We start from the raw sequence: 12,345 nt of genomic DNA on the forward strand, positions 1-12,345 counted from the left end.
ATTTCGCCACTCACTCAAAAGTGTCTGCATAGTGAATGCCTGAATAACCTCATCCGTGCAGCCCTTATGCAATCGCTGCTGCGTGCAGCAGCAAATGAATGGGGCTGGATAAAGACAGCGCCGGTTATCAAAACAAAGAAGCCTGTCAGCTAGCGCATCCGCTGTTAACGCGAGAGGAAACGAACCGGCTGATTGATTGCATGCCGGAAAGCATAAAACCAGTGGTAATATTTGCGCTGGCTACCGGCCTTCGCCGTTCTAACATTCTGGATCTGGAATGGACGCAGGTTGATATGCAAAGGAAGGTCGCCTGGATTAATTCGGAGAACGCCAAAGCGGGCAAGGCTATTGGCGTGGCTCTGAATGATACGGCATGCAAAGTGCTGAAGGGGCAAATAGGTAAGCATTCACGCCGGGTGTTCGTACACACCAAGGCGAAGCATCGCAGCGATGGAACGCTGGCACCGGCAGGCTGGAAAATGCGCAGTGATGATAACACGGCGTGGAATATCGGTCTAAAAGCGCCAGGCATAGAAGACTTCCGCTTTCATGACTTGCGGCATACGTGGGCGAGCTGGTTAATCCAGTCTGGTGTTCCGCTTTCCGCGCTGCAGGAAATGGGTGGATAGGAAAATATTGAAATGGTGCGTCGGTATGCTCACCTCGCACCTAACCACCTGACCGAACATGCGCGCAAAATTGACTCACTTTTGGGTGAGAGCGACACAAATACGACACAAGAAGATAATTAGGTAGGATTGAAGCTGGCGTAAACCGATGATTTTATTTGGTACGCCCTACAGGATTCGAACCTGTGACCTACGGCTTAGAAGGCCGGTGCTCTATCCAACTGAGCTAAGGGCGCATGGAGATGGCACGGATTATACGTCGGGAAGCGGGTACGTCAACGTTTTTGCCGTTTCTCCGCAGCGAAGTGCTGCGGTAATGACCAATTGACGTCAGTGGCGCCTGCGCCATTCGCTGAGCGACACGAGTTTACCGTTGTCGGTAAATTCTCCTTCCAGCTCAATCCCTTGTGTTGTGAAACGCGCATTGTATTGCTCACGAAGTGCCTGCAGCGCCTGGATGTCCGGTTCCAGCTGGCGCAGAAAGCCCAGCGCGAGCAGCAGCTGCTGGCGGCTAATAAGCGGTGGAAAACCGGCTCGACTGAGAATCGCATGCCAGCGCTGGCTGTTCTCCTCGCTACCGTCAACAATGAACACCTGCCAGATCAGCAGTACCGCTGCGCCATTATGCAGGTGCGTTTCATTATCCTTACTGAGATAGTCGGTAAACTCTTTCGCCGCCTCTTTCCCCATCATAGAGATCATTGATTCCACCTGTACAGGTGGCAGCTGCAGCCGTTTGCTGAGCCGCTGAGCGGCGTGGCGTGAGCCAGCAGTGAGCAGCTGAAATCCAGCGACAAACACCACCGCCAGAGTAGCAAGCATTATCCAAATCATTACATCGTCCCCGGATTGTCCTGCAGATATCATACGCATGCAGGCAGGCACTCGTCGCGACGAAAAAGCCGGAAAGCGCATACGCGGCTGAAACTGTAACTGACAGCGCGCCGCGCTTCTGACAAAATAGCCCCCTTCCCCGATTCAACACAACACAGTGGATTTCCTCTCTGATGGCAGCAAAAATTATTGACGGTAAAACGATTGCGCAGCAGGTGCGCGTTGAGGTTGCGGAAAAAGTGAAGCAGCGTCTGGCCGCCGGAAAACGCGCGCCAGGTCTGGCAGTGGTTCTGGTGGGTGAAAACCCGGCATCGCAGATCTACGTGGCCAGCAAACGCCGCGCCTGTGAAGAGGTCGGTTTCCACTCCCGCTCTTACGATCTGCCTGCCACGACCCGCGAAGCTGAGCTGCTGGAGTTGATTGATGCGCTCAATCAGGACGACGAAATCGATGGCATTCTGGTGCAGCTGCCACTGCCAGCCGGCATTGATAATGTCAAAGTGCTGGAGCGCATCACGCCTGATAAAGATGTCGATGGATTCCACCCCTATAACGTCGGTCGTTTGTGTCAGCGTGCGCCAACCCTGCGTCCCTGCACGCCACGCGGTATCGTGACGCTGCTGGAGCGCTACAACATTGACACCTACGGCCTGAATGCCGTAGTGGTTGGCGCATCCAACATTGTTGGTCGTCCGATGAGTATGGAACTGCTGCTGGCGGGCTGCACCACGACCGTCACTCATCGCTTTACCAAAGATCTGCGTCATCACGTTGAGCATGCCGATCTGCTGGTCGTAGCAGTGGGTAAGCCAGGATTTATTCCGGGTGACTGGATCAAACCGGGCGCCATCGTCATCGACGTGGGCATTAACCGGCTGGAGAGCGGCAAAGTCGTGGGCGATGTTGATTTTGATAGTGCATCCGAGCGCGCCTCCTACATTACCCCGGTGCCGGGCGGTGTTGGTCCGATGACAGTAGCTACACTGATTCAAAACACGCTGCAGGCGTGCGAAGAGTTTCATGATAAAGAGGTAGTATAAATGACAAGTTTTTCACTGGGTAAATTCCCGCACGTCGATCTGTGTGACCTGCTGAAACTGGAAGGATGGGTTCAGAGCGGCGCACAGGCGAAAGTCGTGATTGCCGAGGGTGAAGTGAAGGTCAACGGTGCGGTAGAAACCCGCAAGCGCTGCAAAATCGTAGCCGGTCAGACTGTAGAATTTGCGGGTTTCCGCATTACTGTGGTCGAGTGATTTCCGGGCGTCCCTGCGGGGACGCTGTTACACCCGCTCATCTCCCTTCACGCACGTCTCCCCTTCCCGCTGTTCCAGTACAATATGATTCACCGCCGTATGCTGCGCTATCAACGTCGCGAGCCGGGGTGAATGGCTGGTGATCCAGAGCTGACTGAACTCGCTGGCTTCGGCGATTAAGCGCGCCAGCGCAGGCAACAGATCTTCATGCAGGCTGTTTTCCGGCTCATTCAGTGCCATAAAGGCCGGCGGACGCGGGCTGAGCAGTGCGACAACCAGACAGAGAAACCGCAGCGTGCCATCAGAAAACTCGGCGCTCTCCAGCGGACGCAGAATGCCCTGGCGCGACATCAGCATCTGGAAACGGCCATTCTGCACATCGACATCAAACTGGCTGTCGGGAAACGCCTGTTCCATCACCTCAGACAGGAGTTCGGAATGACCGCGCTCAACAATGGTCGCCCAGGCCGCCGCCAGATTGCTGCCATCATGGCTCAGCACCGGCGCACGCACGCCAATCTGCGGCACCCGTATCGGTGAGCCAGGCCAGACCGCGAACTCATGGTAGAAGCGCCACTGCTGCAGACGTTCGCGCAGCTGCGAAAGCTCCGGATAGCGATGGGGTTCGCCAAGCTGACCAAACAGCGACTCTTCGGGATGCAGCACCGCCGGATAGGCGACGCGCTCACCCTCAACGTTGTGCAGAAAGGCGGTCTGATTTTCGCGCTGCATAATGCAGGCGGAAGGACGGCGCTGCTGACCGCTCAGCCAGAGTCGCTCCTGCTTCACCAGCGGATCAAGATTGAACAGGCTGGTCACCAGCGGCTCGGGAAAGCCAATCTCCAGCTGGTAATCCATGTCATCCATCACCACGGCCAGCTCCAGGCGCTTTGGATCGTGTCGGCGATCGCCCCGGCGTAAGCCGCCCGCCCACATCGCTTTCTGAATACCGCCTTCTTCAGCCAGCGCCAGTGCCAGGCTACCGCTGGCCGCCTCATGCAGCAACCGCACCGCTTTGTAGAGGTTGGATTTACCGCAGCCGTTAGGACCGCTCACCACATTCAGCTGCTGCAGCGACAGCGTCAGGTTACGTATCGAGCGGAAGCCACGGATCTGAATCTGTTCAATCGCCATAATAAAAAAGGGCGATTACTCGCCCTCTCCGGTTTATTTTCGACGCCAGCTGGAGCCCTGCGGCCCATCCTCGACGATGACACCCAGCGCGTTAAGCTTGTCGCGCGCGATGTCCGCTTCCGCCCAGGCTTTGGCGGCGCGCGCATCGGCACGGGCTTTCACCCAGTGCTCAATCTCGGCAACCTCTTCGTCATTGACCTGCGCGCCGCTTTGCAGGAACAGCTCAGGATCCTGCTGCAGGATGCCCAGCACGTTGGCCATCTCGCGCAGCTTCGACGCCAGCCCGTGCGCTGAAGCGCCATCTTCACTTTTCAGGCGGTTCACTTCACGCGCCATGTCGAACAGCACCGAATAGGCTTCCGGGGTGTTGAAATCATCATCCATTGCGCTGCGGAACCGCGCTTCAAAGGCTTCGCCGCCGTGGGCAGGCACGCTGCTGTCGGTGTGACGCAGTGCCGTATAGAGACGCTCCAGCGCCGCACGCGCCTGATTCAGATTATCTTCGCCGTAGTTAAGCTGGCTGCGATAGTGACCGGACATCAGGAAGTAACGCACCGTCTCCGCATCATAATGTTGCAGCACGTCACGCACGGTAAAGAAGTTACCGAGCGATTTGGACATCTTCTCGCGGTCAACCATCACCATGCCGGAGTGCATCCAGTAGTTGACGTAAGGGCCGTCATGGGCGCAGCTCGACTGGGCGATTTCGTTTTCATGGTGCGGGAACATCAGATCGGAGCCGCCGCCGTGGATATCGAAATGGGTGCCCAGCTGTTTGCAGTTCATTGCCGAGCACTCGATGTGCCAGCCGGGACGACCGTTACCCCACGGCGATGACCAGGCTGGCTCATCCGCTTTGGACATTTTCCACAGCACGAAATCCATCGGGTTGCGCTTCACGTCGGCGACTTCAACGCGCGCGCCCGCCTGCAACTGCTCCAGATCCTGACGCGACAGCGCGCCGTAATCGGTGTCGCTGAGCACATCGAACATCACGTCGCCATTATCCGCCACATAAGCGTGACCGCGAGCGATCAGTGTTTCCACCAGCTCGATAATCTCAGCGATGTGACGGGTAGCGCGCGGCTCCTCATCGGGCGGCAGAATCCCCAGCGCGGCGAAGTCGTTGTGCATCTCGCCAATCATGCGGTTGGTCAGGGTTTCGATGCTCTCGCCGTTTTCGTTGGCGCGCCTGATGATTTTGTCATCAATGTCGGTGATGTTACGTACATAATTAAGCTGATAACCGAGGTAACGCAGGTAGCGCGCCACCACGTCAAACGCCACGAACGTCCGCCCATGACCAATGTGACAGAGGTCATACACCGTGATGCCGCAAACATACATCCCGATTTTACCGGCATGAATGGGTTTGAATTCCTCTTTCTGTCGACTCAGGGTGTTATAAATCTTAAGCATTGAACGGTTCCGTTTTCGCGTGTGGTTGGCACTTTTAAGTATCCAGACATTGTGCCGTATTTTTATCGCTCGCGCGACGCAAAGCAAGCCAACTGCGCCGCGCTGCTGACGCGTCATTGGAAATTATGATATAAGAACGGTCGACAAAAAGGGGGACGCCCATCAACAGAGCGACCTCAGCAACTGATGACAACCTTTACAGGACGACAAAAATGGTAACTTTCCAGACGAACCATGGCGATATCGTAATCAAAACTTTCGATGATAAAGCGCCGGCAACCGTACAGAACTTCCTGGATTACTGCCGTGAAGGTTTTTACGACAACACCATTTTCCACCGCGTAATCAACGGCTTTATGATTCAGGGCGGCGGCTTCGAGCCGGGCATGAAGCAGAAAGAAACTAAAGCCGAAATTCAGAACGAAGCCAGCAATGGCCTGAAAAACACCAAAGGTACGCTGGCCATGGCACGTACCTCTGCGCCGCACTCTGCGACCGCACAGTTTTTCATCAACGTAGCTGACAACGACTTCCTGAACTTCCGTGACGAAAGCGTTCAGGGCTGGGGCTACTGCGTGTTCGCTGAAGTAGTTGAAGGTATGGATGTGGTCGAGAAGATCAAAGCGGTCTCTACCGGCCGCAGCGGTATGCACCAGGATGTGCCAAAAGACGACGTCGTTATCCAGAAAGTGACCGTCAGCGAGTAATGTCGCGCACGCTGTTTATCGCAGATCTCCATCTGTGTCAGGAAGAACCGGCGATTACCGCCGGTTTTCTGCATTTTTTACAGCGCGAAGCGCCCCACTGCGACGCGCTCTATATTCTCGGCGATCTGTTTGAAGCCTGGATTGGCGACGACGATCCCAATCCGCTGCATCAGCAGGTTGCCCTCGCCCTGCGCGCCCTGCCGGTTCCGGTTTACTTTATCCATGGCAATCGCGACTTCCTGATTGGCCGACGCTTCGCGCAGGCCTGCGGCATGACGCTGCTGCCGGAAGAGCAGGTGCTGACGCTCTACGGCCATCGGTTGCTGATCATGCACGGCGATACGCTCTGTACCGACGATGCGGGTTACCTGCGTTTTCGTGCCAAAGTGCATAATCCCTGGATCCAGCGGCTGTTTCTGGCGTTGCCGTTGTGGATACGTAAACGTATTGCCGCCCGGATGCGCGCCGACAGTAAACAGGCCAACCAGCATAAATCCCAGACCATCATGGATGTGAATCAGGAAGCAGTCGTCGCCACTATGCTGCGCCAGCAGGTGCCGCTGTTAATCCACGGTCACACTCATCGCCCGGCGATTCATGCGCTGAGCCTGCAGGGTGAACCGGCGCAACGCGCGGTGCTGGGTGCCTGGCACAGCCGGGGTTCCATGATCCAGCTCGACGCCAGTGGCATTCAGCTTATCCATTTCGACTTTTAATCTGCGGTTAAATCCACGACTTTAAGCCCGACGCAACCGTTTTCCTTGCGTGCTTCTCATGCTATTCTCGGTGCCCTTCAAAACCTGTCCGCCCGGCCAGGTCTGTTTGTTCATTCACAGGAGTTGACCGCATGTCATCCAACGCCCCGGCCCGCATCGCCATTGTTATGGGTTCCAGAAGTGACTGGGCCACCATGCAGTTCGCCGCTGAAATCCTCTCCAGCCTGGACGTCCCTTTTGATGTTGAAGTGGTCTCTGCGCACCGCACCCCGGATAAACTGTTCAGCTTCGCCGAAACGGCAGCCGACAAGGGTCTTCAGGTGATTATTGCTGGCGCAGGTGGCGCGGCACATCTGCCGGGTATGCTGGCGGCAAAAACGCTGGTGCCGGTGCTGGGTGTGCCGGTTCAGAGCGCAGCACTGAGCGGCGTCGATAGCCTCTATTCAATTGTGCAGATGCCGCGCGGTATTCCGGTCGGTACGCTGGCGATTGGCAAGGCGGGCGCAGCCAATGCCGCGCTGCTGGCGGCGCAGATTCTGGCGCTGCATGACAGTGCGCTGGCGTTACGCCTGACCACCTGGCGTCAGAGCCAGACCGATGAGGTGCTGAACCATCCCGATCCGCGGGTGGATGCATGAAGCCGGTTTGCGTACTGGGCAACGGCCAGTTAGGTCGTATGCTGCGTCAGGCGGGTGAGCCGCTGGGCATCGCGGTGTATCCGGTAGGCCTGGACGCCGATCCCACCGCGCTCCCTATCGCCGATAGCGTAATCACCGCCGAAATCGAACGCTGGCCGGAGACGGCGCTGACGCGTGAGCTGGCCAGCCATCCGGCCTTTGTTAACCGCGATATCTTTCCGCGTCTGGCAGATCGTCTGACGCAGAAACAGCTGCTGGATCAGCTGGGGCTGGCCACCGCGCCGTGGCAGTTGCTGGCGGACAAAAGCGAATGGCCAGCGGTGTTTGACTCGCTGGGCGAGTTAGCGATTGTGAAAAGCCGCACCGGCGGTTACGACGGCCGGGGTCAGTGGCGTCTGCGTGCCGATGAGACTCACACCCTGCCGGAGGCGTGCTACGGCGAATGTATCGTTGAGCAGGGCATCAACTTTTCCGGTGAAGTGTCACTGGTGGGGGCGCGCGGTCACGATGGCCTGGTGGTGTTCTATCCGCTGACGCATAACCTGCATCAGGATGGCATTCTGCGCACCAGCGTTGCGCTGCCGCAGGCGGATCAGGCACAGCAGCAACAGGCTGAAGCGATGCTGAGCGCGATCATGCAGGAACTGAACTACGTCGGCGTAATGGCGATGGAGTGTTTCGTTACGCCAGCTGGATTGCTGATCAATGAGCTGGCGCCGCGCGTCCATAACAGCGGGCACTGGACGCAGAACGGTGCGTCGATCAGCCAGTTTGAGCTGCATCTGCGCGCCATTCTTGGCCTGGCATTGCCGCAGCCGGTGGTGTTTGCGCCGTCTGCGATGGTCAATCTGATTGGTACTGACATGAATCTGAGCTGGCTGCAACAACCGCTGGTGCATCTGCACTGGTATGACAAAGAGGTGCGTCCGGGTCGTAAAGTGGGCCATCTGAATCTGACCGACAGCGATACAGAACGGCTCAGTGCTGCCCTTAACGCGCTGGTGCCGCAGCTACCGGAAGAGTACGCCAGCGGCATCGCCTGGGCGGTTGAAAAACTGTAATCCTCCGCACCGCCTGATAATGCCTTTATCAGGCGGCTCAGAAGATTAATGTGATGGACGCATACGCCGGTGAGCCAGGGTCGACACCGGTCAGACAGATTCAGTCGCCGGTAACGGTGCGATCGGGTTCAAGGTCAAAGGCGGCCTGTGCCGCCTTATTCCAGCACTCCCTTACGCCGCATCAAACTTCCTGAACAGCGCCTTCCCTTTCAGTAATCGGATCCCCAGCCAGCCACCGCACAGCGACAACAGCAGCGCGCCACACAACGGCAGCGCCAGCCACAGGGTCCAGTCAGGCTGCCACGGGAAGTCGAAAATCTTAGTCTGTAATCCCCACAGTGCCGCTTCTGCCCCCATCGCCGCCGCCACGCCGGAGACCACGCCGAGCAATGCAAACTCACACCACAGCGTCGTACGCAGCAGGCGTTTACCGGCACCCAGCGTGCGATAGACCACCAGCTCCTGACGCCGCTGACGCATACCGACCTGAATCTGCGCCAGCAGCAGCAGCACGCCGCAGGCGGTCACCAGCACCACCATGATCTCCAGTGCCTGGCTGACCTGCGCCAGCACCTGACCGATCTGCCGCATAATACTGCCGATATCCAGCAGACTCAGCGCCGGAAAAGCACGATTCAGCTGCGCCAGCAGAACAGGATTCGCCTCCATGCGGAAGCTGGTGAGCCAGGTCTGCGGCTGGCTGTCGAGCGCGCCCGGCGGGAAGATAAAGAAGAAGTTCGGCTTCAGGCTTTCCCAGTCCACTTTACGCAAGCTGGTGATGCGCGCGCTGAAGGTCTGCGTATCGCCGTCGAACGTCAGAGTATCGCCGAGCTTCAGTCCCAGCCGATCGGCCAGCTCCACTTCCATCGACACTTCACCCGCTTTGGGTGGCCAGTTGCCTGCTACCAGAGGATTGTGATCCGGGCGATCGGCCAGTTCCGTCAGGTTGAGTTCACGGTTCAGGGCATTATCCAGCTTCGGATCGGCCGGTTTACCGTTGAGTTCACTGAGCCGTACCCGCGCAATCGGGTAAAAGGTCCCGGGCGTGATCTGATGCGACTGCAGGAAATCACGCACCTGCGGCACCTGATCTGCCGTCATGTTCAGCAGAAAGAAGTTCGGGCTATCCGCCGGTAACTGCTGCTGCCAGCGATCCAGCAGATCGCCACGCATTACCAGCAGCAGCGCCAGCAACATAAACGACAGCGAAAAGGCCGCAAGCTGGCTCAGCGTCATGCCGGGCTGGCGCAGCAGCCGGTTGATCGCCAGTCGTAACGCCAGATTGCGCACTACCAGCCGACGCAGCAGCAGCAGGGTTCCCCAGCCGAGCAGGGCCAGCAATCCCGCCAGCACCACCACACCCGCCAGCAGCGCCCAGAGCATTTTACTGCCGCCAACCAGCAGCGCTAACAGCGTCACCACCACCGCGATCATCACCGGAATATAGATTTTCAGCGGCCAGAGGTTCGCCACCGCATCACGTCGCAACACCCGCAGCGGCTGCGTCGCCAGCAGCAGACGATAGGGGCGCAGACCCACCAGCAGCGAAATAACAAACAGCGATCCCACCGCCCAGATCCACGGCCAGACGCTCGCCGCCGGTAAGCTGGCAGGCAGCACGGGTTTCAGCATCGCCATCAGGATCGCTTCCACGCCCTGCCCCACCAGGCCACCGGCAATCGCCGCCAGCAGCAGCACCGCCAGCCACTGACCGATGATCAGCCGCTGCAACGCGCCGTGCGTCGCACCCAGGGTTTTCAGCACCGCCACCAGATCGTAGCGGCTGCGACAATAGTGGCTCATGGCGACCGCCACGGCCGCAATTGCCAGCATCAGCGTCAGCAAGGCCGAGAGCAGCAGGAACTGCTGTGCCCGCTGCATCGAACGGCCTAATGCATCTTCCGAGTTCTCCACGCTGATCCAGCGCTGGTCCGCCTTAAGCTGCGGTTCAATCCAGCGGTCATAGCTGGCCAGCTGATCGGGATTGCCGGAGAACTTATAGCGCCAGGTGATGCGGCTGCCTGGCTGAATCGCACCGGTTTTGGCGGCATCCGCCAGATTGATCAGCAGACGCGGCGCCATCTCAAACGGGTTAAAGCCGCCATCCGGCTCCTGGATCACCTCCCCGCTGATGCGCAGCTGGGTGTCACCCACTTCCAGCGTGTCGCCCACTTTCAGGTTCAGCAGCGCCATCAGGCGCGGTGCCGCCAGCGCGGTACCCGCCTGCGGCCTCAGCCCTGGCGGCTGCGTCTGCAGCGTGCCAAACATCGGGTAGCGATCGTCCACCGCTTTTACTGAGGCAAGCTGCGGTGACTGATCGGCAAAGGTCATGGTCATAAAGGTCAGCTGACGGCTGACCGTCAGACCGGTTTCAGCTGCTTTTGCCAGCCAGGCTTCTGGCGCTGCATCACTGCTGCGCAGCGTACGGTCTCCGGCCATAAAATCACGGCTCTGCTGATTCAGCCCTTTTTCCATGCGATCGCTGATCGACCCCAGCGCCAGCACGCAGGCCACCGCCAGCGTCAGGGCCAGCCAGACAATCAGCAGCGAGGGCGAACGCCACTCGCGCCAGAACCAGCGCCAGATCATTGCTCCTCCCACAATTTACCGTCGCGCAGCCGCAGGCGACGATCGCAGCGCGCCGCCAGTTGCTCGTCATGCGTCACCAGAATCAGCGTGGTGGCGAAGTCGCGGTTAAGAGAAAACAGCAGATCGGCGATGCGGTCACCGGTTTTACGATCGAGATTGCCGGTAGGCTCATCGGCAAACAGCAGTCCAGGACGGCCACTGAAGGCGCGGGCCAGCGCCACCCGCTGCTGCTCGCCGCCTGAAAGCTGGGCGGGCAGATGATGCAGACGTTCACCCAGTCCGAGCAGCGTCAGAAGCTCTTTCGCCTGTTCACGGCTCTGACGGTCGCTGTCGCCGCGCAGCAGCGACGGCAACTGCACGTTCTCCTGGGCATTCAGGGTCGGCACCAGCATAAATGACTGAAACACAAAGCCGACCTGCCGGGCACGCAGGGTCGCACGCTGCTCTTCATTCATCTGGTGCAGGGGCTGCCCCAGCAGGTGGACTTCGCCGCTGCTGCCATCGTCCAGCCCGGCCAGAATTCCGAGCAGGGTTGACTTGCCGGAACCGGACTCGCCAATCAGCGCAATGGTCTCAGCTGGTTTGACAACCAACTCAACTCCGGTAAGGATGGTTAACTGATGCTCTCCCTGACCGACGGACTTAGTAAGATGATGAACTTCAACAATGTTTTCCGCTGGCATTATCCCTTCCTATTATTGATTCTTCTGCTGGTGTCGCGTCTTGCTGCTGCAGATACGCTGATGGTGCTGGGCGACAGCCTGAGTGCGGGCTATCGCATGTCTGCCACCGCGGCCTGGCCCAGCCTGCTCGATAAGCAGTGGCAGCAAAAACCTAAAGTGATCAACGCCAGTATCAGCGGTGATACGGCTGCACAGGGGCTGGCGCGCCTGCCCGCACTATTAAAACAGCATCAGCCGCAATGGGTGTTAATCGAATTGGGCGGTAACGATGGTCTGCGCGGTTTCCCGCCCGACGCTATCGCGCAGAATCTGAGTAAAGTTATCGACGACGTTAAAGCCGCCAATGCGAAGCCGCTACTGATGCAGATTCGTCTGCCTGCCAACTATGGCCGCCGCTACACCGAAGCGTTCAGCGGCATCTATCCCGGATTAGCGCAGCAGCATAACATTCCTCTGGTGCCCTTTTTCATGGAACAGGTTTATCTGAAACCCGAGTGGATGCAGCAGGATGGCATTCATCCTAATCCTGATGCCCAGCCTTTTATCGCCCAGTTGATGGCAAAAGATCTGGCCCCCTTAGTTAAGCAGCCGTAGCGCGCCGGGATGCGCCAAAAGGGTAAAGAAATGCAAAAGCATTAAATAACGGCAAGGTGGCGACGGAGATTTTCGACCGCTTTGCCAT

At 58.2% G+C, this 12,345-nt stretch carries 12 protein-coding genes, 1 tRNA gene and 1 pseudogene; 8 read left to right on the forward strand and 6 right to left on the reverse strand.

Annotation, left to right across the window (positions count from 1 at the left end):
* Positions 1-60: 60 nt before the first annotated feature.
* A pseudogene (locus EPG66_RS06810) lies at positions 61-752 on the forward strand (site-specific integrase); the annotation flags it as partial.
* Positions 753-788: 36 nt separating this feature from the next.
* Here the strand turns inward: EPG66_RS06810 and EPG66_RS06815 are convergent.
* Positions 789-865, reverse strand: a tRNA-Arg gene (locus tag EPG66_RS06815).
* Positions 866-959: 94 nt separating this feature from the next.
* The gene (locus tag EPG66_RS06820; protein WP_182686311.1) at positions 960-1,463 is read right to left on the reverse strand and encodes a DUF1198 family protein; all 504 of its coding nucleotides are present in this window, start codon (positions 1,461-1,463) and stop codon (positions 960-962) included.
* A gap of 173 nt (positions 1,464-1,636) precedes the next feature.
* On the opposite strand from EPG66_RS06820, the gene folD reads away from it, so the two are divergent.
* Positions 1,637-2,503, forward strand: coding sequence for a bifunctional methylenetetrahydrofolate dehydrogenase/methenyltetrahydrofolate cyclohydrolase FolD (gene folD, locus EPG66_RS06825; protein WP_010671240.1), 867 nt, complete (start codon positions 1,637-1,639; stop codon positions 2,501-2,503).
* A complete protein-coding gene (gene ybcJ, locus EPG66_RS06830; protein ID WP_003849455.1) occupies positions 2,504-2,716 on the forward strand; it encodes a ribosome-associated protein YbcJ in 213 nt (70 codons plus the stop codon).
* Between the two features lie 27 nt (positions 2,717-2,743).
* Here ybcJ and EPG66_RS06835 read toward each other — a convergent pair whose 3' ends face one another.
* Both EPG66_RS06835 and cysS read right to left on the reverse strand, forming a co-directional pair.
* Entirely contained in the window at positions 2,744-3,850 is a 1,107-nt protein-coding gene (locus EPG66_RS06835; RefSeq protein ID WP_182686313.1) for an AAA family ATPase, read from the reverse strand.
* Between the two features lie 33 nt (positions 3,851-3,883).
* Positions 3,884-5,269: a cysteine--tRNA ligase gene (gene cysS / locus EPG66_RS06840; RefSeq protein ID WP_010259051.1), complete on the reverse strand. Its 1,386-nt coding sequence runs from the start codon at positions 5,267-5,269 to the stop codon at positions 3,884-3,886.
* A 212-nt stretch (positions 5,270-5,481) separates the two neighbouring features.
* Between cysS and ppiB the strand changes: the two genes are divergently transcribed.
* The 4 genes from ppiB (at position 5,482) to purK (ending at position 8,391) form a co-directional block, all read left to right on the forward strand.
* On the forward strand, positions 5,482-5,976 hold the full coding sequence (gene ppiB, locus EPG66_RS06845; RefSeq protein WP_010259052.1) for a peptidylprolyl isomerase B: 495 nt from the start codon (positions 5,482-5,484) through the stop codon (positions 5,974-5,976).
* Complete coding sequence (lpxH, locus tag EPG66_RS06850; protein ID WP_115758660.1) at positions 5,976-6,692, forward strand: UDP-2,3-diacylglucosamine diphosphatase; 717 nt, start codon at positions 5,976-5,978, stop codon at positions 6,690-6,692. The genes ppiB and lpxH overlap by 1 nt, the downstream gene beginning before the upstream one ends.
* 131 nt (positions 6,693-6,823) lie before the next feature.
* The gene (gene purE, locus EPG66_RS06855) at positions 6,824-7,330 is read left to right on the forward strand and encodes a 5-(carboxyamino)imidazole ribonucleotide mutase (RefSeq protein ID WP_010259054.1); all 507 of its coding nucleotides are present in this window, start codon (positions 6,824-6,826) and stop codon (positions 7,328-7,330) included.
* A complete protein-coding gene (gene purK / locus EPG66_RS06860) occupies positions 7,327-8,391 on the forward strand; it encodes a 5-(carboxyamino)imidazole ribonucleotide synthase (RefSeq protein ID WP_182686316.1) in 1,065 nt (354 codons plus the stop codon). Before purE ends, purK begins: the two co-directional genes overlap by 4 nt.
* Positions 8,392-8,562: 171 nt before the next feature.
* Here purK and ybbP read toward each other — a convergent pair whose 3' ends face one another.
* Positions 8,563-10,980, reverse strand: coding sequence for a putative ABC transporter permease subunit YbbP (ybbP, locus tag EPG66_RS06865; RefSeq protein WP_031592139.1), 2,418 nt, complete (start codon positions 10,978-10,980; stop codon positions 8,563-8,565).
* Entirely contained in the window at positions 10,977-11,663 is a 687-nt protein-coding gene (gene ybbA / locus EPG66_RS06870; RefSeq protein WP_182686318.1) for a putative ABC transporter ATP-binding protein YbbA, read from the reverse strand. The genes ybbP and ybbA overlap by 4 nt, the downstream gene beginning before the upstream one ends.
* On the opposite strand from ybbA, the gene tesA reads away from it, so the two are divergent.
* Positions 11,631-12,257 carry a multifunctional acyl-CoA thioesterase I/protease I/lysophospholipase L1 gene (tesA, locus tag EPG66_RS06875; RefSeq protein ID WP_010671236.1) on the forward strand — a complete coding sequence of 209 codons (627 nt, stop codon included), beginning with the start codon at positions 11,631-11,633 and terminating at the stop codon, positions 12,255-12,257. The two genes, ybbA and tesA, sit on opposite strands and share 33 nt — an antisense overlap.
* Positions 12,258-12,345 lie beyond the last annotated feature (88 nt).

The organism is Pantoea pleuroti, assembly GCF_014156615.1.
Taxonomy (GTDB): domain Bacteria; phylum Pseudomonadota; class Gammaproteobacteria; order Enterobacterales; family Enterobacteriaceae; genus Pantoea; species Pantoea agglomerans.